The organism is Terrimonas pollutisoli (assembly GCF_029360765.1).
In the GTDB taxonomy this organism is placed as follows: Bacteria; Bacteroidota; Bacteroidia; order Chitinophagales; family Chitinophagaceae; genus Terrimonas_B; species Terrimonas_B pollutisoli.
On record NZ_JARKNA010000004.1, the window covers coordinates 63,965 to 88,482 of the forward strand.

General features: G+C 40.9%; 15 protein-coding genes. All 15 read left to right on the top strand.

Features of this window, described 5'->3' with window-relative positions:
• The first annotated feature begins 52 nt into the window (after positions 1-52).
• The 15 genes from P2W73_RS08980 to P2W73_RS09050 all read left to right on the top strand — a co-directional run bounded on the left by P2W73_RS08980 (position 53) and on the right by P2W73_RS09050 (position 24,514).
• Positions 53-1,735, top strand: coding sequence for a RagB/SusD family nutrient uptake outer membrane protein (locus P2W73_RS08980; RefSeq protein WP_276501686.1), 1,683 nt, complete (start codon positions 53-55; stop codon positions 1,733-1,735).
• A 203-nt stretch (positions 1,736-1,938) separates the two neighbouring features.
• Positions 1,939-3,711: a hypothetical protein gene (locus tag P2W73_RS08985; protein WP_276501687.1), complete on the top strand. Its 1,773-nt coding sequence runs from the start codon at positions 1,939-1,941 to the stop codon at positions 3,709-3,711.
• Positions 3,712-3,749: 38 nt separating this feature from the next.
• A complete protein-coding gene (locus tag P2W73_RS08990; RefSeq protein WP_276501688.1) occupies positions 3,750-6,095 on the top strand; it encodes a GH92 family glycosyl hydrolase in 2,346 nt (781 codons plus the stop codon).
• A gap of 2 nt (positions 6,096-6,097) precedes the next feature.
• The gene (locus P2W73_RS08995; protein ID WP_276501689.1) at positions 6,098-7,549 is read left to right on the top strand and encodes a glycoside hydrolase family 28 protein; all 1,452 of its coding nucleotides are present in this window, start codon (positions 6,098-6,100) and stop codon (positions 7,547-7,549) included.
• Positions 7,550-7,705: 156 nt separating this feature from the next.
• Positions 7,706-8,497 (top strand): helix-turn-helix domain-containing protein, encoded by a 792-nt coding sequence (locus P2W73_RS09000; RefSeq protein WP_276501690.1) that lies wholly within the window; start codon positions 7,706-7,708, stop codon positions 8,495-8,497.
• Between the two features lie 125 nt (positions 8,498-8,622).
• Positions 8,623-9,093: a carboxymuconolactone decarboxylase family protein gene (locus tag P2W73_RS09005; protein WP_276501691.1), complete on the top strand. Its 471-nt coding sequence runs from the start codon at positions 8,623-8,625 to the stop codon at positions 9,091-9,093.
• Position 9,094: 1 nt separating this feature from the next.
• Positions 9,095-9,469, top strand: coding sequence for a dimethylsulfonioproprionate lyase family protein (locus P2W73_RS09010; RefSeq protein WP_276501692.1), 375 nt, complete (start codon positions 9,095-9,097; stop codon positions 9,467-9,469).
• Between the two features lie 342 nt (positions 9,470-9,811).
• Positions 9,812-10,393, top strand: coding sequence for an RNA polymerase sigma factor (locus tag P2W73_RS09015; protein WP_276501693.1), 582 nt, complete (start codon positions 9,812-9,814; stop codon positions 10,391-10,393).
• Positions 10,394-10,422: 29 nt separating this feature from the next.
• Entirely contained in the window at positions 10,423-11,574 is a 1,152-nt protein-coding gene (locus tag P2W73_RS09020; protein ID WP_276501694.1) for a FecR family protein, read from the top strand.
• Between the two features lie 290 nt (positions 11,575-11,864).
• Positions 11,865-15,386, top strand: a complete 3,522-nt coding sequence (locus P2W73_RS09025; RefSeq protein WP_276501695.1) for a TonB-dependent receptor — start codon at positions 11,865-11,867, stop codon at positions 15,384-15,386.
• A 22-nt stretch (positions 15,387-15,408) separates the two neighbouring features.
• Positions 15,409-17,247 (top strand): RagB/SusD family nutrient uptake outer membrane protein, encoded by a 1,839-nt coding sequence (locus tag P2W73_RS09030; RefSeq protein ID WP_276501696.1) that lies wholly within the window; start codon positions 15,409-15,411, stop codon positions 17,245-17,247.
• 259 nt (positions 17,248-17,506) lie between these two features.
• Positions 17,507-18,823, top strand: coding sequence for an IPT/TIG domain-containing protein (locus P2W73_RS09035; RefSeq protein ID WP_276501697.1), 1,317 nt, complete (start codon positions 17,507-17,509; stop codon positions 18,821-18,823).
• 138 nt (positions 18,824-18,961) lie between these two features.
• On the top strand, positions 18,962-20,494 hold the full coding sequence (locus P2W73_RS09040; protein ID WP_276501698.1) for a right-handed parallel beta-helix repeat-containing protein: 1,533 nt from the start codon (positions 18,962-18,964) through the stop codon (positions 20,492-20,494).
• A gap of 16 nt (positions 20,495-20,510) precedes the next feature.
• Entirely contained in the window at positions 20,511-22,673 is a 2,163-nt protein-coding gene (locus P2W73_RS09045; RefSeq protein WP_276501699.1) for an alpha-N-acetylglucosaminidase, read from the top strand.
• A gap of 68 nt (positions 22,674-22,741) precedes the next feature.
• Positions 22,742-24,514 (top strand): DUF4091 domain-containing protein, encoded by a 1,773-nt coding sequence (locus P2W73_RS09050; protein WP_276501700.1) that lies wholly within the window; start codon positions 22,742-22,744, stop codon positions 24,512-24,514.
• The last annotated feature ends 4 nt before the right edge of the window (positions 24,515-24,518 follow it).

Here is a 24,518-nt window from a genome sequence, read left to right on the forward strand (position 1 = left end):
GAAAATTTTTATGGCGAATTCCATTTGGCCAGAAAACAATAAAATTAGACAAATGAAAAAGATATTTTTTTATACGGTGATTCCGGTTTTGCTGGTTTTGTCTTTAGCATCCTGCCATAAACTGGATGTAGAAGTAACTACTGAACTTACAAGCGAAACCTTTCCAAAAAAAGAGGCTCATTATAATGCCCTGATGGGTACAATTTATAACCTTTTCAGAGATGGTTATACTACAGGCCATTTCTTCGTTACAAGTCAGTCAACGGATGAGTCTGCTTTGTTGATTTATGGATCCGACTGGATTGACGGAAACAGGTACATGGATCTTCACCGGCACACATGGACAAAAGATCATCCGAATATCGGAGGTGAATGGTCTTACTTAGCTAACCTTATTGGTAACACCAACCAGGTTTTGTATCTCCTTAAAGACTCTGATGAAGGAACGGTTAAAACTACCAGTATTGCAGAAATGCGTACCATGCGGGCATTGTTTTATTACTATATGATGGATATGTTTGGAAATGTACCGCTGGATACTGTGTACGGAAATACCGAGTTGCGTACTAATACTCCGAGGAAAGATGTGTTTAATTATGTTGAAAGCGAGCTGAAGGCTACCATTCCTTATTTAAAAACAGCATCGGGCTCTGCTACCTATGGTAAACCCACCCGCTATATGGCGTATTCGCTACTGGCTAAGATGTATTTGAATGCAGAAGTATATACCGGTACGGCAAAGTACAATGAATGTATTGTTGCCTGTGATAGTGTGATCAATGCAGGAGGAGGCACCCAATATGCGCTGGAATCAAGGGCTACTTATTTCAATATGTTTGCTCCTTCAAATGGGCCTTCTTTTAAAGAATTCATTTTTGCCATTCCGTATGATCCTTCCACTTCCAATGGTTATTTGTTTTATGCCCGTTATGATCTGAACCGGAACTTAGGCATCAAATACCGTTATGCTGCTTCCTCGCCGGGTACTTATACCTACAGCCAGATTATTTTAAATCAAACCAAGGACAATGGACTGGCAAACAATAAGCCCAGCGGCCCCCGTTGCACAACCGATGAGTTCTATGCTCATTTCAATGATGCCAATGATATCAGAAACAATCAATGGCTTACCGGCCTGCAATATTGGCCAGATGGCAACCCCATCATGGTAAACACAACCAATCTTGGATATGATCAGTTTTATTCAGGCGGCAGTCCAGGTGCATCATATACTTATCATTTGAATCTTTCGCCGCTTGGAAATGCTTCCCGGCTCGGCGCTACTGCCTATGATGTGGGTAAAGATGAACTTGCATGGAATACAGGTTACAGGAATATTAAATTTTTGGCTGATCCTAATTCAATAACAAGAAACCAGAATAATGATGCGCCTGTGTTCCGCTATTCTGATATTATTTTAATGAAAGCAGAAGCTATTCAAAGAGGAGGCACGGCTACTATGGGTCATACAGCACTTTCATTGGTCAACATGCTGAGGGCGGTTCGCACCACAAGCCCTGAACTAACCAGCCTCACATTGGATGATATTTATGCAGAACGTTGCCGCGAATTATCGTGGGAGTGTTGGCACAGGAATGATATGATCCGCTTTGGAAAATTTGAGAATAGCTGGGGATTGGGGAAAATAAATACTGATACTTATCGCCGTCTTTTCCCAATACCCACCTCAGCCATTGCTACCAACAACAAACTTGTACAAAACCCAGGCTATTAGTTTAGCAGTTTTTATATTAAGCAGTCCCCCGGGGTTTTTCAGCCCCGGGATTTTTTTAATACGGAAAATATTCGGAAAATAGCGTACTGATCATTCTTCTATTGATATATCTTTCGTTACCTGTCCAATGGTTTTTATTGAAAAATAATAACGGAGTAGCCGCCGTATCCTGATGAGTATTAATTTTCCAGCAAATGAGCAAAATGAAACGAATTTCTTTTTTAAAAATGGGAGGAGCACTGGCGATATTAGCTCCGTTAGCAGATAGCCTTTTTGTTCAGGCGGTACTAAATACAGAAAAGGAATGTTTGTTGGCGGATGATATAATGAAAGATCTTATTACAGCTAATGATGCAACGGTTGCACTATTGCTAACATCATTGGAGCCGGGCAATCTGAAATTCAGCCGGAGAACCGGGTATGATATAGCTATATTATCAGCATCTTACTGCTCTGAGGGTTCAAAATATTATCATGATCCGCTAATTGTTTCCAGGCTTGATTGGCTGATACGTTTTTTGGCGGAGTCGCAATCAGAAGATGGGACCGTGAATATAGCAAACCTTGAATCACCGCCGGATACTGCCTTCCTGATGGAAATTCTTTGTGCAACCGCTCATATTTTGTCAAAAGATAATTCAAAGGAATTGTCAGCTATTAACAGCGAGCTGAAAAAGATTATTGTCAAAGCCGGGGATGCACTGAGCAAAGGAGGTGTGCATACTCCCAATCACCGTTGGGTGATCAGTGCAGCGTTATCTCAAATAAATGATTTATATCCCGATAAAAAATATAGAGACAGGATAGAAGACTGGCTTGGTGAAGGAATTTTTATAGATAAAGATGGCCATTATCCGGAAAGAAGCGGCACTTATTCTGCTGTAGAGGATACTGCATTCATTACCATGGCCCGCTTATTAAATAAGCCATCGTTACTGGAGCCTGTAAGAAAGAACCTGGAGATGATGTATTATTATATGGAACCGGATGGTGAACTGGTGAGTGTAGATTCCCGCAGGCAGGATCAGTACGCAGCAAGGAATATTTCATTGTTTTACCTGCAGTACAGGTATATGGCCATACGGGATAATAACAGCCATTTTGCTGCGATAGCGAAACAGATAGAAAGCATGAAAGATTTCCGCGAAGCGGTGCTGGACAGGGCACTATTTTATTTCATGGAAAATTCTTTATTGCAAAAACAACTTCCGGCCGCCGATCATCTTCCTGTTAACTATGAAAAGCTGTTTACTACTTCGCATTTGCTGCGGATACGAAGAGATAATACAACCGCTACGCTTTTTGGGGGAGTGGACTGGCCATTGATAACAGCATCCGGCCGATCCAACAGCCCCAACTTTTTTTCTTACAGGAGGGGGAATGCTGTTTTGAAATACATGAGGTTGTCGTCCGGTTTTTTCAGTATGGGATATTTTTACAGTGACGGATTAAGAAAAGAAGGGAGTAAATATATTCTCTATAAAAAACTGGAAGTTCCCTACTACCAGCCGCTGCCAATGGATAAAAGAAACAGCAGGGGTGATTACAAACTGTCTCCCAGTATTGACGATCGTTTCTGGAATAAAATGGATTTTAAAAACAGGCCGGTTAGTAATGTAAAGACGCTGGAAACAACCATCACATTTATTGAAACGAATGGAGCTGTTGAATTGAATTTTCACATTGATGGTTTGAAAGGTGTGCCGGTGACTATTGAGCTTTGCTTTAAGGAGGGTGGAAATTTGTCCGGTGTAATAGCTTCTGATAATAATAATTTTTTTCACGAAAAGGATGTTGCCCAATACAGTTTTGGAGAAGATCGTATCCGGTTTGGCCAGGGCACTCTTGTTCACCGGTCAGTTAATAATCTCGAAGGAGAAAGGTACAGTACTCATTTCGGCAGTTTGAGAACAGACGGTATGCATGTATATCTTACAGGTGTCACACCGTTCAATCATAAACTGGTATTTAGTTGAAACAACAACTGTTTAAAGTACAATAGAATTACCAAACGATGAAGAGTGCGACGCAACAGCCAATCGATAGTAGTACTGCAGCCGGGTATATAAAAAAAATAACAGCCTGTATCATGGCTGTTTTGTTGGGGCAGTATCTTTCTGCGCAGAATTTGTTAGAATATGTGCAGCCATTTTCAGGTACGGCGCCTTCCACTACCACTGCCGCATTAAAACACAGCGAGGCCGGTTCTGAAAAAAATGCCAACACCATTCCCGCTGTTACGCTTCCTTTCGCGATGACGCAATGGACGCCTCAAACAAGGCAAACAGAAATAAAATGTCAACCGCCTTATTTCTATAAAGATTCATTGCTGAGCGGTTTTCGGGGAACGCATTGGCTCAGCGGTTCCTGCACACAGGATTATGGCAGCTTCACCATCATGCCGGTAACCGGTAAGTTGAAAACAACGGTGAAAGAATACGCAATTCCGTTTTCACATACAGATGAAACGGTAACCCCTGCTTATTATAAAATTGATTTGCCTGCTTTTCATCTTACTACTGAAATGACTTCATCGCTTCGCTGTGGCATCATGCAATTCACGATGCAAAAAGATGATAGCCTGTATTTGCTTATCATACCCAATAGTGATAACGGGAAAGGATTTGTAAAAGTAGATGCAGCAACCGGGGAAGTATGGGGTTACAATCCAGTGCACCGGATTTACCAGGGATGGGGTGAACCTGCGGGGTTCAATGGCTGGTTTTATATTAAAATAGATAACGCTGTTTCAGGAAGCGGAACGTTTAGTGACAATGAATTGTTTGCAGTTGATAGTATAAAAGAAAAAAAGGATATCGGCGCATTTGTAGGTTTTGCGATGAAGAAAGGCGAGCAACTTCAAATTCGAATCGGCACATCCTTTAGCGGCCTGGAAGGGGCAAAGAAAAATCTTGAGACCGAAATAGGCGATAAAAATTTTAATGATGTATTGACAGAAGCAAAACAGCAATGGGAAAAAGCATTATCACAGGTAGAAGTACAAACAAACAATGAAAAAGATAAACGCATCTTTTATACAGCCTTGTATCATGCTATGCAGCATCCGAGATTAATGAGTGATGCGGATGGCGGCTATCCGAAGTTTGCCGGTAATTACGAGGTCAAGAAAATGAGTGATGGTCATTACTATGATGATTTTTCCATGTGGGATATTTACAGGGCGCAGTTGCCGCTTTTCGAAATAGTCAATCCCGGTTTAACCAATCAATTTGTCCGTTCATTGATATTGAAAGGGGAGCAAGGAGGATGGCTGCCAATTTTTCCCTGCTGGAATAGTTATACGGCTGCTATGATTGGCGATCATATTACTGCATTTATCGCTTCTGTCTACAACAAAGGCATCCGGAACTTTGATGTGAATGCCGCTTATGCATTAATGCGGAAGAATGCTTTTGAAACAGCAAAAACTTATGAAGAATATAAAAACGGAATGGGCCGCAGAGCATTGACTTCCTATTTAAGGTATGGATTCATCCCGATGGAAGACAGTGTGCAGGAAGCTTTTCATAAAAAAGAGCAGGTGAGCCGAACTTTGGAATATGCTTTTGATGATTATGCGTTAAGTGTTGTTGCCAAAGGGTTGAATAAAACGGATGATTACAAAAGGTTGCGGCAACGTTCCTTTAATTATAAAAAGGTTTTTGATCCTTCGGTTGGTATGATGCGAGGAAGGTACAGCAGTGGAAAATGGTTTGAATCATTTAATGCAGATAAAAGAGAAGTGTATATCACCGAAGGCACACCAAGGCAGTATACCTTTTATGTGCCGCATGATGTGCCGGGTCTTGCCAGGCTGATGGGAGGTACAAAGCAATTGGAAAATGCATTGGATAGTTTGTTTGCAAAAAATGAATACTGGCATGGCAATGAACCGGGGCACCAGATTCCGTTTATGTATAACCATACAGCGTCGCCCTGGAAAACACAGAAAGAAGTAAGAAAAATCTTGCAGGAAGAATACGGCGATGGTCCGGGTGGATTGAGCGGTAATGATGATGCCGGTCAGATGAGTGCCTGGTATCTATTTGCTGCAATGGGATTTTATCCTTTGAATCCTGTTTCAGGTGAATATTTATTGAGTTCGCCGCTGTTTGACAGAATAAGTATACGACTGGTGGAAAATAAGAAATTTGAAATCATTTGTCACCGGTCATCTGCTGATGCCATTTATATCAGCAAGGTGATGTGGGATGGTAAATTATATCATAAAAATTTTATTACTCATTCACTCATTAAGCAGGGCGGCAGGCTGGAATTATGGCTGACTGATCAGCCAACGCCATGGGGAAGTAACATTAGTAGCCGGCCGTCTGGTTTGACACAAACAAAAATGAAATAAAAATGAACAGGCTGGGAATAAATTTAGTTGCAAGTGTTTTGTTGCTGGCAATAACAAATGCTTCGGCGCAAAAAGTTTTTAATGTAAAAGAGTTTGGCGCTATTGGCGATGGTAAGGCAGATGACGCAGCAGCTATTCAAAAAACGATTGACGCCTGTCATGCAGCAGGCGGCGGGCAGGTTCTTCTGCCTTCTTCCTGTGTTTTTTTATCAGGACCTTTTAATTTAAAATCGAATATTGAATTTCATGTTTCCGGTAATGCAAAGCTGCTGGTCAATCCTGATGAAAAAATTTATACCAAAAGTGCTTTCAGGCAAAACCCGGGTGAAGGAACGATCTGGATCGGGGGAGAGAATTTAGAAAATGTAACTATCAGCGGCCATGGCGAAATAGATGGCAACGGAATCTCTTTCATGGGAGGAGAGCTGGATGATTCGTACGAATTAAAGCCTTTCAATGTGCTTGATCCGAGGCCGCATGTATTAACGATTATAGGCGGGAAGAATATCCGCATCAGGGACCTGAAGATTGGCAACTCCGCTTACTGGACCATTCATCTGGTTGGTTGTGATGATGTGGTGATTTCAGGCATCACTTTGCTCAATAGCTTAAAGGTTCGCAACAGCGATGGCATTGATCTTGATCATAGCAAAAACGTCCGCATCAGCGATTGTTATATTGAAAGCGGTGATGATTGCATCTGTTTAAAGAACCGCAGGGAATATGAAGAGTTTGGCCGTTGTGAAAATATAACAGTTACCAACTGCACGATGACATCAAGAAGCTGTGCTATTAAAATCGGCTCAGAAAATATGGATACCATCAGGCAGGTCTTATTCAACAATTGTATTATCAAAAAAAGCAACCGGGGTGTAGGTATTCAAAACAGGGATGAAGGTGTTGTGAGTGATGTGGTATTTTCCAATATGATCATTGAAGGTCATTTATTCAGTGATGTATGGTGGGGAAAAGCGGAGCCGATCTATGTGACAGCTTATCGGCGGGCAAAGGTCAATCATAAAGATGCCAACTGGCGTTTTCCGAAAGGCGCAACGGAAGGAAAGGTAGGGGCGGTGAGGAATATTTATTTTACCAATATCAAATGCAGCAGCGAAAACGGGGTCTATATCAGCGCCGAGTCTGCTGATAAGATCTCAACTATTGTTTTTGACAACGTAGATATTTTCATTAATAAAACAACCGCTATAGCCGGAGGAGTTTATGATCGCCGGCCGGCTGATGTGGAAGGATTTGTAAAAGGAAAAACATCCGGTTTTTATTTTGATAAAGCAAATAGTATAACGGTGCGGAACTGCTCGGTGCAATGGGGGAATAACAGGCCGGCCTATTTTGCCCATGCTTTGGAAAGCTACCGGGTTGCATCACTGAATGTAATGGCTTTGCAGGCGGATGCTGCTTTTCCGGGTAAGATAAAACCCAGGCTGATAAAATAAACGGACGGCTTTTTGGATTGTCTCTTTTCTTTGGTGCGGGGAACATCTCTTTATATATTTCAGTTTAAAAATATGTAGTTGGGCCCAACGAATTTTTTTTTCCGCCCGGCATTTACCTGCTGTAATTTTAGGATTCAATTCATGCTCCGGTATATAATGATTGAAATAATAAATTTTGATAAAGCGATTGATTTAAGCCGGCCGCGGCGAATCCGAAAATATGTACTTATATGGTGCGCTTCCGGCAAGGCAGCAATTGTGGTGGATGAAAAGGAGTTTAATCTGGAAGCCAACAGTGTAATTACTATCACTTCAGGCCAGGTACATTACTTCAAAGATAGAATTAATGCAAAGGGGTATGTTCTCGAATTTACATATGATTTTTTCTGTAAAGACGATAACGATATTGAATTGATTTTTCATAACAGTTTGTTTTGTCATTTTGCCATGAATGAATTGATCGCTTTGGGGGACAGTAAGGTAGTTGAAGCGGAACTAAAACAAATAGACCAGGAATTAGCTAAGCAACCTTACCAATACCTGGTTTCTGTGCATAGCAGGCTGAAATTAATATTAGTTGAAATAAATCGTGTTAAAGTCAGGCACGGTGGTGAAATATATAAGCCAGATGCCTTATTCCTGAAATTTTTGGAGGCTATTCGTGAGAACTTTGAACATAACTATCCGGTATCGCAGTTTGCGAAGTTGCTGGGTACAACAGAACTCAAACTAAACGAACATGCAAAATTGCATACCGGCCGGACGGCTCAAAGTGTTATCTATGGATTGGTTGCCTCTGAGGCCAAGCGTCTGTTGACTTATGAAAATTTATCAATTAAGGAGGTAGCCTATAAGCTGGGCTTTAATGATCCTTTTTATTTCTCCAACTTTTTTAAGAAACATGTGAATACTTCTCCTAAAGCCTACCAGGAAAAATTTGCGTTATAGGATTTTGTATGAACACCATTATAGTATTTCAATTTCCCGGATTTTACATGCTTTTCACAGGATTCTCTATTCTTTAGAGTGGAGCTACAAGCTACTTTTGATTCATCAAACGAAAATTAAAAACGATGAACAAAAGAATTGATTTTAACCAAGTGCAACCAGCAGCCTATGATGCGCTGGATGCTTTAGACCAGTTTGTAAATGCTTCTTCCATCGATGCCGAACTCAAGGAGCTTATCAGGATCAGGGCTTCGCAAATTAATGGCTGCTCTTATTGTGTGGATGCCCACTCCCGGGATGCCAGAAATGCAGGCGTGCCAGACCAAAAAATTTTCCTGGTCAGTGCGTGGCGGGAGGCTGGTGATATTTTTTCGGTAGAAGAGCAGCTGGCATTTCAAATGACTGAAGAAATCACCCTCATTCATCAACAGGGACTCAGTGAGGTGGCGTATGAAAAAGCTATTTCGCATTTTGGCGAAGAAAAGACTGCACAGATTATTATGGCAATTATTACCATCAATGCATGGAATCGTATTGGGGTGTCAACTCAGCTAAGACCTGCAAAAAGAAATTTCTCAACAACTAAATTGGTATAACATGAACACTTCTATTATTGATTATATCACCAAAACAAGTCTTATCGAATGGCAGCCGCTGGTGGAGAATGGAGTGGATACAAATGGAATTTATGTGAAGATTCTTCGCTTCGATGAACAACAGAAAAGACCACCCAGCATTTTGCTGAAATTTGGACCAGGAGCGAAATATCCCTATCATAATCATCCCGGAGGTGAAGAATTGTTTGTCTTAAGCGGGACTTGCCGGGTAAATGAGACCGAATTAAATGCAGGTGATTATCTATATACTCCTCCCGGTTTTAAGCATTCAGTTCAATCGGACCCGGGGTGTGAGTTAATGCTGATCATTCCGGAGGAAGTAGAGATAGCAGGGACTGAGGTCACCAATGAATAGATTTAAATAAAAAACCCTGCAAATGACTTGCAGGGTTTTCGTGCCCGGGACTGGATTCCCAACCGTATTGCTCCACTCATTTATGCATTTAATAGGGTTTTATTCGCCGTAATTACTATACAAAGTTCGCCTGTTGAGCTACTGAAGCGTCTGCCAAATTCCGGCATGAAAACATAATCGCGGACTTTCGGATGAAGCATTTATTAATTATTCCTCCTATTACTAATCATAGTGTTGTGCAACAGCCCGTTAAATGCTTCATAATTTGTGAACCGGTAAGTGAACAAATAGCACAATCGGTTGTGCATCCTGGAAATATTAAAGTTTGCTATATTCATCACGGTGTTATTTTTTTATGAAGGAACTATTTACTTATTGTTAATGCAGCAACAGCAGGACATACAGATTGTAGAACAGTTAAAGAACGGCGATCTGTCTGCTTACGATAGTTTATTTGTCAAATATTATAAGCTGCTTTGTGTAAGCGCATATTTCTTTTTGCGGGATGAGCAGGAAGCTAAGGACCTCGTTCAAACATTTTTCCTCGATATATGGGAGAAAAAATTATACCTGCATTTTCAGGGCGAAATCAAAGGTTATTTATACCGTGCTATTAAAAACCGCTGCTTCAACGAGATCAGCAAGCAAAAAACAAGAGAAAAAAATCATAAGGCTTTTGCAGACCTGCAGGATGCGAAAAGTTCGCCCCATGATGAAATACCCGATTATTATGGACAAATGCAAACTGCACTGGAAGGCATGTCCGGGCAAAAAAGGGCGGCCATTCAAATGGTCTATATGAAAGGTAAGAGATACCAGGAAGCCGCTGATGAAATGGGTATCAGTATCAATTCGTTTAAAACCCATTTAAAAAGCGGACTTAAAATTTTGCGGTACGGAGAAAAAAATAATAAAAACAATTAACCTGTTTCAGGTTTATCACTGTATTACTAATGATGAAGCACAGTTACGAACAGGTTTTTGAATTGTTTATGGAAAAGCTGTCAGGCAATCTTTCTCCTGAAGATGAAAAATACGTGGAGAAAATGCTGGCAGATGATGCTTCTTTCAGTGAGGTGTGGCATACATTGGAGGAGGAAAGCAGAACATTAAAAGCAGGTTCTTTTCTTGAGCACATTAATGTTGGGGATGATCTGCATATGCTGAAACAAAGAATTAATGGCGCAGAGAAACCCCGTAATAAATTATTTTCTTTAAAAAAAGCATTGGCGGTTGCAGCCGGCTTTTTGTTAATAGTAACAGGAGCTTATTTTACTTTTTTCAGAAACGAAAAAATTGTAGATAAGGAGAAAATAGCCGCCGCCGTTAAAAAGAACAGGCAGTCGGTAAGCCTTGTGCTTGCTGATGGTAAAGCTTTTGAATTAAGCAAAGAGAGTTCTGCTGAAACTATTGCGCTGGACAACGGGACTATAAATACCGATGACGGTACTTTACAATACAGTGCTGCAGATACCATGCAAAACACTTTATCGGTTCCGGTCGGAGAGAATTATAAAATAGTATTATCAGATGGCACCGAAGTGTGGCTGAATGCCGCTACCAGGCTGCGTTTCCCGTCCCGTTTTTACGGACGGCAACGGGAGGTTTATGTAGAAGGCGAGGCTTATTTTAAAGTAGCAAAAGACGTCGCCCATCCATTTATTGTTCATACGGAGCTTACACAGGTACAGGTGTTGGGTACCTCTTTTAATATCAATACTTACGAGGCGGGAAATGTAAAAACAGCATTGGTAGAAGGTAAAGTACTCACAAAAAGTAACGATGGAAAGAGTATGGAACTAACGCCCGGTTATGCGGCAGATTATGAAGTAACAAAAGGGTTTGTGTCAGGCGTGTTTGATGAAGATGATGTACTTTCCTGGATAAATGGCGTGTATTATTTTCACAATATTCCTGTTGCTGACCTGGCTGTTGCAGCCTCCCGTTGCTATGGCATTAAAATCGTGTTGAACAAAAATGACTTTGCAGGCAGATCCATTACAGGCCTGCTGGATAAAAACAAACTCACGGATTTTCTGAACGATCTTAAAACAACAGCTCAGATAGATTATTATTATTCGGGCAATGAACTCTATTTGAAATAGAAGCTTACATTAATAGCTGATAAGATTTTTTGATACGGGCATTTGTATTTCATAGTCAGCCGAAACTTATTGTTTAACAGCAATGCTACCCCGGTTATCTTCACTCTTTGCTAACCATATAGAATAAATCAACTCTTGCTGCTACGAACGTCATGATTTTCTTTTTGTAAATATTCAAAAAATTATTCCCGTTCTTTCACCCTTTTTTTATACTTAACTGTAGCAGTTATGAACAGGTACAATTGTATAGACCTGCCAGCCAAATATTGAAACAATAAATTCTGCTAAAAATGAGAAAATTTCTGATTAGTCACAGCAAGCTCACACGAAGACCTCTCCGGTTGCTTGCATTGTGTGTATTTATCCTGCTGCAAGCGACTAATATCTGTGCACAGGTAAGTTCAGCATCGCTACAAACACCCGTAACTGTTACAGGCAATAAAATCACTTTGTTACGTGTATTTAAAACTATTAAAAAACAAACGGGACTTACATTTTTTTATAGCAATCAATTACTCGATGACAATGAAAAAATAACCCTGGATTTTAAGAATACAAAACTGGAAGAGGTATTGACTTATATTTTTAAGGATAAAAATATAAGTTATGAACTACGTGGCAACCGCCTTTTGTTGAATGAAAAACAACAGGCTGCAAGGCAGGAAGTGAATGCCCCAAAAACAACTAGTGATAAAAATTCTGATGAAAATGTTGTAAAGGGTCAGGTGATGGATGCGGATGGAAAGGCCCTGGTTAGTGCAACAGTAATGGTAAAAGATAAAGCTGATAATACGGTAGTAACGGATCAGTTGGGAATATTCTCCGTTAAGGCACAGCCGGGGGATTTGCTTTCTGTTTCAATGGTAGGTATGCAAACAGAAGAAGTGACGGTGAAAGATAAAAACGTTCTAAGGATCACGTTAAAAAATAAAACTGATCAACTGAATGAAGTAGTGGTAGTGGGATATGGCAAGCAAAAGAAAATAAGTGTTACAGGATCCGTGGCTTCCGTTAATATGGAAGATATGCAAACTCCTGTACGTTCCTTAACCAATGCCCTTGCCGGTAAAGTGGCAGGTGTTATTTCCATGGCAAGTGGCGGTGGTGAACCCGGTTATGACAATCCTACTTTTACCATTCGCGGTATTGGTACGTTTACCGGCAGTGTTACGCCATTGATCATTGTTGATGGCGTGCAACGCGATGATGTGAACAGTACTTATGGCGGCGCATTTAACAATATCGATCCTGAAGACATTGCCAGCATCTCTTTATTGAAAGATGCTTCGGCTACGGCTGTATATGGCGCCAGGGGTGCTAACGGTGTTTTGATCATCACCACTAAGAGAGGAGTTGCAGGTAAGCCAAAGATTTCCGCAAAAGTAGAAACGGGCATCAACGGTCTTACCAAACTGCCCACTATGCTCGACGGTGTTACCTATATGAAATTGTACAACGAAGCCCAGCTAAACGATCCTTCTAATACTTCCGGTACCGTAACTTATAGTGATGAAGTGATACAGAAAACTGCAAGTGGATTAGATCCATGGCTCTACCCAAATGTAAACTGGATCAATACAGTTTATAAAGATTGGACCCCGATGACCAATGCCAACATCAACGTTAGTGGCGGTGGTGAAGCGATGCGATATTATGTTTCCATGAGTTTTTATAACCAGGATGGCCAGTATAGCGTATCGAAAGCAAATGGCTACAATCCCAATCTTAATTTTAAAAGGTATGATTTCAGAAGCAATATTGATATTAACCTGACTACAAGTACTGTATTATCATTGAATATAGCTTCTATGCTGGTCAACAGCCGCTATCCGGGTAACTCAGCTTCTACAATCTGGTATTCTTCTTTTGCCACCAACCCGGTTGCATTTCCTGTGCAATATCCCGGTAATAAATGGGCCGGCCCCCGCAATAACGGAGGTGTGAATCCCTTTAACCTTGTACAAAATGCAGGATACAGTACAGAATTCAAACCCTCTGTGCAATCTGTACTAACGCTTAATCAAAAATTGGATCGTATAACAAAAGGATTAAGTGCCCTGGCCAGGTTTTCTTTTGATACATATGGCGAATTTGGCACTTCAAGAACCAGTAATAATGATCTGTGGTTTGCAGGCTCACGGGATCCAAATGGTAATCTTGTTTTTGAGCATGTAAGAACAGGCTCTACCTATCTTGGATATTCCACTTATTCAAGCGGCGAAAGAGTGATGTATCTCGAAGGCAATATTTCTTATGACCGCACCTTTGGCAAGCATAATGTCGGTGCACTGGCGGTAGCCAATATCAGGAACCGTGTAATAGGATCTGCCGGCAGTTTGAAGACTGCTATCCCTTTCCGTAACCAAAGTATGGCCGGCAGAATCACATATTCTTATATGGACAGATACCTGGCAGAAGTAAATGCCGGCGCCACAGGTTCCGAAAATTTTGCCAAAGGACATAGATGGGGTTATTTCCCGGCAGTTTCTGCCGGATGGGTGATTTCAAAAGAGAATTTTTTTCAACGTTTCAGGCCTGTAGTAACACTGCTTAAATTAAGAGCTTCTCATGGAGTAACAGGTAATGACCAGATTGGTGGCGATAGGTTTGGATACCTTACTTATATAGATGGTTCATCAGGAGCCTCCTTTGGACTATCACCTACTTACTATGGCGGTATTGCAGAAACCGTATTGGGTACACCTAATCTTACCTGGGAAAAATCTACAAAAGATAATATTGGTATTGAAATAGGATTGCTCAACAAAATAAATATTGTACTGGATGCCTTCCGTGATAAAAGAACTGATATTTTAATTAACCGTAATTCTATTTCGCCCATCGCAGGTTATAGCAGCCTGGCTATTTATGCCAACCTTGGTGAAATGCAGAACAAGGGTATTGATGGTAGCATAGAATATAATGAACGCATTGGTAAAAATATAAGCCTTCGTCTTTTTGGCAATATCACTTACGCCAAAAACAAAATAGTATATGCTGATAACCCCAAACGTACTTATGCTTATCAGCAACCTGAAGGACATCAATATGGTGAATTCACTGGTTATATAAGCCAGGGTTTATTTGTTGACCAGGGCGATGTAGATAAAAGCCCCACACAAACAAGAACTGTATATGCAGGTGATATAAAATATACGGACCTGAATGGAGATGGAACAGTAAATGCATCCGACTGGACCTATCTCGGTAAATCTTCCTTCCCTGTATGGTCTTATGGTTTTGGTTTTAATGTTGGCTACAAAAACTTTGAAATTTCATCGCTTTTTGCTGGGGTTGCCGATGTTGGCATTATGGCCAATGGATCGGGTATTTTAGGCAATGGAAGAGGTAGTGATGGAGTAGGTATTATACCTTTTGCCGGTATTGGCCAATACCCAGCCAATGTACTTTCCAATGTAACCAGCAGATGGACTACAGCAAATCCCAGCCAGGATGTTGATTATCCCAGGCTTACTATTACCAATACCAGTGATAATAATTATCTCGGCAGTACCTGGTGGTTGAAAGACGGCAGTTTTATGCGTTTGAAACAAGCCACTATGGCATATACTGTAAAGCTGGGTGCCAGGGGTAATGCACGCAGGAGCAATGAATATAAAAACATCGACAATCAATTTACAAAAACCGCGGCTACTGCAACCAGTGGTATAACCAGCCTGCAATTTTATCTCTCTGGTACCAATTTGCTGACATTTTCAAAATTCAAATTGTGGGATCCGGAAATGGGTTCTAACGGGGCGCAATATCCTTATGCAAGAACAATAACTGTTGGCGTACGGGCACAATTTTAAAACTGCTAAACGAATTAATAATATGAACAAGCATATCTATTGTAGAATCATTTTGGGGGTTATGTTATCCTTTGTGCTTTTTTCCTGCAAAAAGTACCTTGATAAAAAGCCAGACAATCTTTTAACGGAAGAACAGGTATGGCAAACCAAAGCCAATGCCGAAGCATACCTGCATAATGTATATTCTTATGTGTACAACACGGATGGTGGTGACTGGGCGAGTATGGGAGCCAGTGATGAATCATCCGTGTGCATACCCACCGTTAATGTAAGGCAAATGGTTAGTGGAAACTGGAGTTCGGCAAGCTGGTATTTTTATACATGGGGCAATTTTTATACCGGCATCCGAAAATCATTTGTTTTTGAAGCCAATATCGATAATGTTCCTGCAGCGGAAATGGGTGATGAATTGAAACTTCAATATAAAGCTGAAGTAAGATATTTACGTGGTTGGTTTTACTGGCAACTTTTGAAACAGTATGGCCCTTTTGTAAAGCTTACGGAACCGATTGCAAGAGATGCGGATTTCAATCAATATCCCCGTGCTCCTTTTGATACCTGTGTGGCACATATAAACGAACTGATGAACCAGGCATCTGCGGAGTTGCCGGTATCATGGCCATCATCAAGCAATTATGGAAGACCTACCAAAGGTACCTGCCTTGCAGTAAAAGCCCAGGTAGCATTATTTGCCGCAAGCCCGTTATGGAACGGCAATCCACGCTTTGCTAATTTTAAAAATCACGATGGTACGCCATTGGCGCCTGCAGCATACAATGCTGATAAATGGAAGATTGCTGCAGATGCCGCCAAAGCCGTTATTGATCTGAATGCCTATAAACTCTTCACCAACATAGACGAAGGCGATGCAACTTTTGATCCTTATTTATCGGCACGCAATCTTTTTACAACTACCTGGAACAACGAAATAATTTTCGCTAACAATAACTGGTGGACATGGGGTTTTACAAAATGCGCTTCCCCTGGTCCCGGTGGTTATAATATGTACAACGCTACCCAGAATATCGTAGATGCGTTTTCGATGAATAATGGAAGAACCATAGATGATCCTGCTTCGGGTTATGTGGAGACTGGTTTCGCAGGCAGTGATGCTGCTAAGTCATGGGGACATAAAAAAGGAGAATGGAATATGTATGCCAACCGTGAACCAAGGTTTTATGCATACATCCAGTATAACGGCCGCCCTGTTTTGCCTGCTTCTTCAACCGATGATAAAAATTATTTTTCGTCTGATATGAATAAGGACGGTAAGGGTCGTGTAGAGTTATATTACAATGGTAAATCGGGACAAAAAGCTGCAGGCAGTAATAATATAACAGGCTATGATCTGCTGAAAAGAATAAGCCCTAACGATAATATCAGGAACGATGTAACTTCTTATCACGGGCCATATATATTGATCCGCTATGCTGAAATACTGCTCAATTATGCGGAAGCATTAAATGAATACGATCCTTCCCATCCGGATATCGCAACCTATCTCAACATGGTCAGAGCAAGAGCCGGCCTTCCCGGTATTGAAACAATATATCCCGATGCAGTTGGTAATAAAGAGCTGATGCGTAAACATATTCTGCGTGAAAGAAATGTGGAATTATGTTTTGAAAGCGACCGCTATTATACACTTATACGAAGGCTGATGATGAAGGAACCAGGAATACAAACTATTTATGGCATGAATGTAAATGGTGATGATGGTGGTCTTGGTTTTTCTTATACGGGGTTCTATACAAGAACATTATTTCAGCAACGTTATTGGGATGATAAAATGTACTTGTTTCCTATACAGCAAACAGATATTGAAAGAGACCAGGCATTGGTACAAAATCCGGGTTGGTAATTTGTTCATTCATTTTTTTATGGGTCTGGCTGGTCTGACCGTCCCGGTCTGACCATACACCACCAGCAGCATGAAATAGTTTTTGAAATTGCACTTTGCTCAATAGCGAAAAGAACGCAACCCGATAGTCCAGAGCTTGTCGAAGGATCGCGACGACGCAACAAAAGCCTAATAGCGGCAATGTAGTCGGGTCAAATAAAGTAAATACTGCTATAATAAAATTTGTTTAAAAATTTTTTTCAAATCACAACTAACAGTTATGATAAGTAATAAAAAAAATCTTCACTTTTTGTTCGGCTTCTTTGCTGTTATAGCAATTTTTATTAGCTGTAAAAAAGATAAAGATTTTACACATACAGCAGGCGCTCCTATGACCATTGATGACTTTGTTGCCAAACAAGGTGGTGGTGGTACAGAAATATTGATAACTGGTTCTAATTTTTCGATGGATACGTCACTGATAGATGTAACCATAAACGGCAATCAACTTGCCATAATTGGTGCAAACGGTAACCAGATCATGGCTGTTGTACCCAAAAAATGCGGCAGTGGAAATGTAATTGTAAGAATAGGAAGTGACAGTGCAGTAAGTTCCGGCTTATTTAATTATGTATTTACAAGAACAGTTACAACACTGGCAGGCAATGGCACTGCCGGTTTTGCCAACGGTCCCGGGGCAGATGCCATGTTCAATTTTAATGGGGAAATATGGTACAGGAGTATGGGATTGGCTGTTGATGATAATCTGAATGTATATGTTGCGGATCCCGGTAATCATTGCATCAGGAAAATAGATAGCCTTGGAAATGTAACCACTTTTGCAGGTAATCCAAATAGTTCCGGTTATGCAGATGGTCAGGGTACCGCTGCAAAATTCAGTCTTCCTTACGATGTGGCTCTTGATGCAGATGGAAATGTATACTCCGTTGATCCGGGTAACTGGGATATAAGAAAAATATCTCCAGGCGGTAATGCAGTTACCTGGGCTTGGGGAGGACAAGCGCCATGGAGCGTTGCAGTAGATAAAACAACCGGCTATGTTTACTATTCAAGTTGCGATGGCAGCGGTAATGTTTACCAGGTTCCATCGCAATGGAATGCAAGCGCTGTTATTACCGGGCTTAATTACCCGGCAGGTATAGACTTTGATAAGACAGGCAATTTGTATGTGTCGGTTAATGGTGAGAATGTGATAAGAAAATTTACAGCAGGTACATGGGACAACAGCATTATTGCCGGTACACAAGGAACAACAGGTTATGTAAATGCAACGGGCACCGAAGCAAAATTTGATCATCCCTGGGGACTCGCAATCGACGCAGATGGTAATATTTATGTTGCGGGAAACGGTACATGGGATGGCGGCACTTATAATAAAGATCAATCCGTACGCTATATACAATCAGGTACATGGAATGTAAGCACGTTCGCAGGTAATGGTGCTGCAGGTTATGCAGACGCCATTGGCGAAGCAGCGGCGTTCAATGCGCCAACAGGTGTTGCTGTTGATAAGTACGGAACAGTGTATGTATTGGATAAGAATAATAACAGGATAAGAAAAATAGTTTCAGAATAATATTCATGCCGTTTGACGATAACGGCATACAACTCTTATCATGACATTTTCCCGGCTAATGTAACACAATCACGCAGGGTGGCATAATACTACCTCTCCCGGATCATCATTCGGCAAAAACAAAAAAGTACTCACCAGATGCAACAGATATTTTCGTTGACGCTGCTTTTTGCAATGATAACAGGCTGCAGTAAAAAAAGCAGCATACCCGTTTCAACAGGAAACAATACCAATACTTCACGTACATATTTTGTGGCAACAACCGGCAGTGATGCCAATGCTGGAACGGTCGATAGTCCTTTGCGGGGTATTAATACAGCGTTGAGCAAAGCTAATCCGGGAGATACAGTAATTGTACGAACAGGGATCTATTACGAGAAAGTGTCTTTTCCCAAGTCTGGAAGACTGGATAAACACATCACGTTAAAAGCCTACACGGGCGAAAAGCCCGTTATTGATGGTACAGGTCTTTCTATTACCGGGAAGGAGGCGCTGGTTACCATCAGCAATGTCAACTATATTGTTTTTGAAGGATTTGATGTTTGTAATTATAAAAGCAGCACCCCATGGGTTAATATAAACGGGATATTAATAAATAACGGCTCGGGAAATATTACAGTAAGAAAAAATAAAATATACAACATCGAACATAATGTTGCCCCTGCTGATGGAAGAAGTGGTCATGGTATTGAGATCATCGGCAATACAAGTGTGGCCATGAAAAATATTCTTGTAGAAGACAATGAAATTCACGATTGCAATACCGGTTACAGCGAAAATCTTACCATCAATGGGTATGTGGATGGGTTTATTATCCAAAGAAATAAAATTTATAATGCAGAAAATATAGGCATTGATGCAGCGGGTGGCTACTGGGCAAACAGTGTACCTGCATTTAATTATGCACGTAACGGTATTATCAGCGATAACGAAATTTATAATATTGACATGACAACCGGGCCTGTTGGAGGTGCACATGGTCATGGGGCTATTGGTATTTACATCGATGGAGCGAGAAATATTGTCGTTGAAAGAAACAAAGTGCATGAGGCTGACAGGGGAATCGGTATTGTTAGCGAGAATGATGCTTACCCAACGGAAAACTGTATTGTAAGAAACAATTTCGTCTATAATTGCTGGCGTACGGGTATTTATCTCGGCGGCTATCTTAACTATACGACAGGAGGTACCAATAACTGCGCTGTTGTAAATAACACGATTTTTTATAACAACCGGGAGCCGGGTGCTTTTGGTGAAGTGGAAGGTGAAATAAGACTTACGGAGAACTGTAACAACAATACCATTAAGAATAATATTGTATATGCAAGACCCGAAAATGATGTGTTTATACATAAATACACATCAACAGGAAGCAACAATATAATTGATCATAACCTTTACTACACAACGGGCACAGTTAAATGGATATGGAACGGCGTGGAATATGCAGACTATGCTGCATGGAAAAAAGCTTGCGGCGGAGATGCCAATTCTACCAATGGTATTGACCCTCTATTAACAAGTACGTCTTCACCCGATCTGCATATCCAGGCTGTTTCTCCTGCAAAGAACAGTGGCGCTGTTATTTCAACGGCTATAAATGGCTCCACAGATATAGATGGCAATACACGAATCGTGAACAACAAAATAAGCAAAGGGGCGCAGCAATAATCACATCAAATAAATTATGGAAAACAATAGCGATTTAAAAATGTGCAAACGACTTTACTTACTGTTCCTGGTATTTCCACTGCAATTATTTGCTGGCGATTTTGACCCAGTAAAAGAATTAATACACAGGAGAGTTCCCTGGCTTGATAAGCATATTGTTTTTGAAAAAACAGATAAGGAAAATTCAAACGATGTCTTTGAACTGGTCACTAAAAATAAAAAGCTTGTTATAAAAGCATCCGGTGCAAACGCTGCAGCGGTTGGCCTTAACTGGTACCTGAAATATTATTGTCACCGTTCAATGAGTCATATGGGTGATAACCTTTCAGCAGTATATCCGTTGCCTGTTGTAAAAGCGCCGGTAAAAATAAATGCTGTCGCACAATACAGGTATGCATTGAATTATTGCACCTACAACTATACCATGAGTTTTTATACCTGGAAAGATTGGGAGCATGAACTGGACTGGATGGCATTGAATGGTGTAAATGTGATGCTGGTGGCGAATGGAGAAGAAGCAGTATGGCAAAATGTTTTAAGAAGATTAGACTATACAGAAAAAGAGATCAGTGATTACATAACGGGCCCTGCCTATAATGCATGGTGGCTGATGGGCAATATACAGGGATGGGGCGGCTCAATGCCGCAAACACAAATCGATGACAGGAAAAAGCTTGTTCAGAAAATGATTGCACGGATGCAATCATTAGGAATCGAACCTGTAATGCCGGGGTTTTATGGAATGGTTCCTTCTGATTTTAAAAACAAAACCAAGGCACATATTATTGCACAAGGTAACTGGGGCGCCTTTGTACGACCGGACATACTTGACCCTACCGATACTGCTTTTAACCGTGTTGCGGGCATATTTTATGAAGAGACACAGAAATTGTATGGCAGGAATATTCGCTTCTTTTCGGGCGACCCTTTTCATGAAGGTGGAATAACGGAAGGAGTGGATCTGGCTAAAGCAGGTGTAGCTATTCAACAAGCGATGCAACAATATTTTCCCGGCGCTGTATGGGTGTTGCAGGGATGGCAGGACAATCCTAAAAAAGCCATGCTGGTTAATCTTAACAAGTCGGACATTCTTGTACAGGAATTGTTTGGTGAAGTAACCAACAATTGGGAAATAAGAAATGCATATGAGGGCACGCCGTTTATCTGGTGCATGGTAAACAATTATGGTGAAAGACCCGGCTTGTTTGGCAAACTGCAACGTTATGCCGATGAATCTTATCGGGCAAGGAACAGTGCATGGGGTCAATACATGAAAGGATGTGGTATTATGCCCGAAGGCCTTAATAATAATCCCGTTTCGTATGATATAATGCTGGAGTTAGGTTGGCATAAAGAACATGTGAATCTAGAAGAATGGATCAAGGCCTTTACTGCATACAGATATGGAAAGTATAATGCAGATGTAGCTGATGCCTGGAAGTTATTCTTGCAAACTGTGTATAACAGCATACCCGGTTACCAGGAAGGACCGCCTGAGAATATCCTTTGTGCGAGGCCGGCCCTGCAGATCAAGTCTGTTTCAAGCTGGGGTACCCTGAAAAAGAATTATGATATTGAAGTGTTTTCAAGAGCAGTGCAGTTGTTTGCAAAAGCTGCTCCCGCATTCAAAGCAAGCAATACTTATCAAATTGACCTGGTTGATTTATTAAGACAGGTGTTAGCCAATAAAGCAGATACGGTATTTGCCAATATGGCTGCGGCATACAACGCGAAGGATATAATCACCTTTGACAAGGCAGCAAATCGTTTTTTGCAATTATGTTCACTGACTGACACGTTATTGAATTCACATCCTTATTACAGGTTAAGCACCTGGCAGCAACAGGCAGTGAATGCCGGAAATACGAAAGAAGAAAAGACAAACAACATGCTGAACCTGATGATGCTGATCACTTATTGGGGAGAACATAATCGTAAAGAAGATTACCTGCATGAATATGCCTACAAAGAGTGGAGTGGTATGATGAATAGTTTTTACAAAAAAAGATGGGAAATATATTTTGATTATTTGCGTAAACAAATGAAAGGGGAACAGCCCGAAGCGCCTGATTTTTTTGAGTGGGAGAGAAGCTGGGTTAAGGATAATCTCTTTATAAAAAAGGCGACGAAAAAAACATCTCCTGGAAAAATAGTAAACAAAATTTTGTTCAACAAATAGCAGTTCATAGCAGTTAGTCGTTGGTGTTCTCACCAGCGGCTTTTTTTATTTTTGATTAATCACTCATCATGAATTACAGGACCATTTTTATTTTATGTCTTTGCTTAGGATGCAGCTTTGTATATGCACAAACATGGAATGCCACCGATAAACATAAAAGAAATATTGATTACCGGGAGTTTCCCAATCCCAAACCAATTGATCAGCAATCATGGGATGCACTGGTTCCGGATATACTGATAAGCTTTGCAGATATTAATGTGCGGTATGAGAAAAACAATGCGCCTGCTGTTAGCACTTCTCAAAAAAACTGGAATGCCATAGGGTGGAAAGGAGAGCGGGTGCATACACAGTTTGTAATAGCAACAAAAATGAAATTGGCAAAAGTGTTTATCAAAGCGGGTGCATTAACGGATAACAGGGGACGCCGCATTCCCGCTTCCGCTGTTACAACAGGTTTTGTGCGATATGTTTTGTCAGATGGATTGAATAAAGAAGGTCATGGTTGTGGTATTCTGCCGGCGAATGAATCAGACTCTTCTTTGTCTGCCGATGGTATTGATTTTATTTCTGAAAAAAGCATAACCGCTTATACCGTACAACCGGTCTGGTTAAGTATAGCTATTCCCAGGAATACGGTTGCAGGCAGTTATACAGGCAAATTGCAGGTGATGATTGATCGCAGGGCTTATGAACTTACTTACACGGTAAACGTTAGACCTCAAGTATTGCCTGCACCAAAAGACTGGCGGTTTCACCTGGATCTCTGGCAAAATCCGTATTCGGTGGCAAGAGTGTTTGCTCAAAAAGAATGGAGTAAAGAACATTTTGATCTCATGCGCCCATCTATGCAAATGCTGGCCAATGCAGGACAGAAAGCCATTACGGTAAGTATGATATATGATCCATGGCGCGGACAAACTTATGATATTTATAAGTCAATGATAGAATGGATAAAGCAGAAAAATGGCACATGGACTTACGATTATTCCGTCTTTGATCAATGGGTGAGCTATATGATGGAGCTTGGCATTGATAAACTGATCAACTGTTACACGATGGTTCCCTGGAACAATAAGTTTTATTATTATGATGAAGCACTTGGCAGCGATACAATGCTCATTGCCAAAACAGGAACGCCGGAATATGAGGCTCATTGGCTGCCCATGCTTACCGATTTTGCAAAACATCTTAGACAGAAAGGTTGGTTTAATAAGACAGCTATAGCAATGGACGAAAGACCGCTTGATGATATGCAGAAAGTAATTGCACTGGTAAGAAGTGTAGATAAGGATTTTAAAATTTCATTGGCGGGCAGTTACCACGCTGAAATAACAAATGATATATATGATTATTGCATTGCTTCTGCAGAAAATTTTGATAGCACCATCAAAGCAAAACGGGTAGCAGCAGGCTTGCCTACTACTTATTATACCTATTGCTGGGAAGGGCATCCAAACACATTTACTTTTTCGCCGCCTGCTGAAGCTGCATGGCTGGGTTGGTATGCCGCAGCACAAAATTATAATGGTTATTTGCGATGGGCCTATAATTGCTGGCCGCAAAATCCCATGCAGGATGCCCGGTTCAGCACGTGGTCTTCGGGAGACACCTATTTTGTTTACCCCGGCGGCAGCTCCATTCGTTTTGAAAGATTGATAGAAGGAATACAGGATTATGAAAAGATACGGATACTCAAAGAGTATTTTTTTAAAAAAGGTGAGCTAAAAAAATTACAGCAACTTGAAGCAATGCTGAATGAATTTAATACAAAAGCATTGGAGCAGCAATCAGCAGCAGGCATGTTGCAAAAAGCGAAAAAGGTGTTGGATGCATTTTAGATAT

Excerpts from the sequence above, each read along its gene's own strand:
- P2W73_RS08980 (WP_276501686.1), top strand. The coding sequence starts at position 53 with ATGAAAAAGATATTTTTTTATACGGTGATTCCGGTTTTGCTGGTTTTG.
- P2W73_RS08985 (WP_276501687.1), top strand. The coding sequence starts at position 1,939 with ATGAAACGAATTTCTTTTTTAAAAATGGGAGGAGCACTGGCGATATTA.
- P2W73_RS08990 (WP_276501688.1), top strand. The coding sequence starts at position 3,750 with ATGAAGAGTGCGACGCAACAGCCAATCGATAGTAGTACTGCAGCCGGG.
- P2W73_RS08995 (WP_276501689.1), top strand. The coding sequence starts at position 6,098 with ATGAACAGGCTGGGAATAAATTTAGTTGCAAGTGTTTTGTTGCTGGCA.
- P2W73_RS09000 (WP_276501690.1), top strand. The coding sequence starts at position 7,706 with ATGATTGAAATAATAAATTTTGATAAAGCGATTGATTTAAGCCGGCCG.
- P2W73_RS09005 (WP_276501691.1), top strand. The coding sequence starts at position 8,623 with ATGAACAAAAGAATTGATTTTAACCAAGTGCAACCAGCAGCCTATGAT.
- P2W73_RS09010 (WP_276501692.1), top strand. The coding sequence starts at position 9,095 with ATGAACACTTCTATTATTGATTATATCACCAAAACAAGTCTTATCGAA.
- P2W73_RS09020 (WP_276501694.1), top strand. The coding sequence starts at position 10,423 with ATGATGAAGCACAGTTACGAACAGGTTTTTGAATTGTTTATGGAAAAG.
- P2W73_RS09025 (WP_276501695.1), top strand. The coding sequence starts at position 11,865 with ATGAGAAAATTTCTGATTAGTCACAGCAAGCTCACACGAAGACCTCTC.
- P2W73_RS09030 (WP_276501696.1), top strand. The coding sequence starts at position 15,409 with ATGAACAAGCATATCTATTGTAGAATCATTTTGGGGGTTATGTTATCC.
- P2W73_RS09035 (WP_276501697.1), top strand. The coding sequence starts at position 17,507 with ATGATAAGTAATAAAAAAAATCTTCACTTTTTGTTCGGCTTCTTTGCT.
- P2W73_RS09040 (WP_276501698.1), top strand. The coding sequence starts at position 18,962 with ATGCAACAGATATTTTCGTTGACGCTGCTTTTTGCAATGATAACAGGC.
- P2W73_RS09045 (WP_276501699.1), top strand. The coding sequence starts at position 20,511 with ATGGAAAACAATAGCGATTTAAAAATGTGCAAACGACTTTACTTACTG.
- P2W73_RS09050 (WP_276501700.1), top strand. The coding sequence starts at position 22,742 with ATGAATTACAGGACCATTTTTATTTTATGTCTTTGCTTAGGATGCAGC.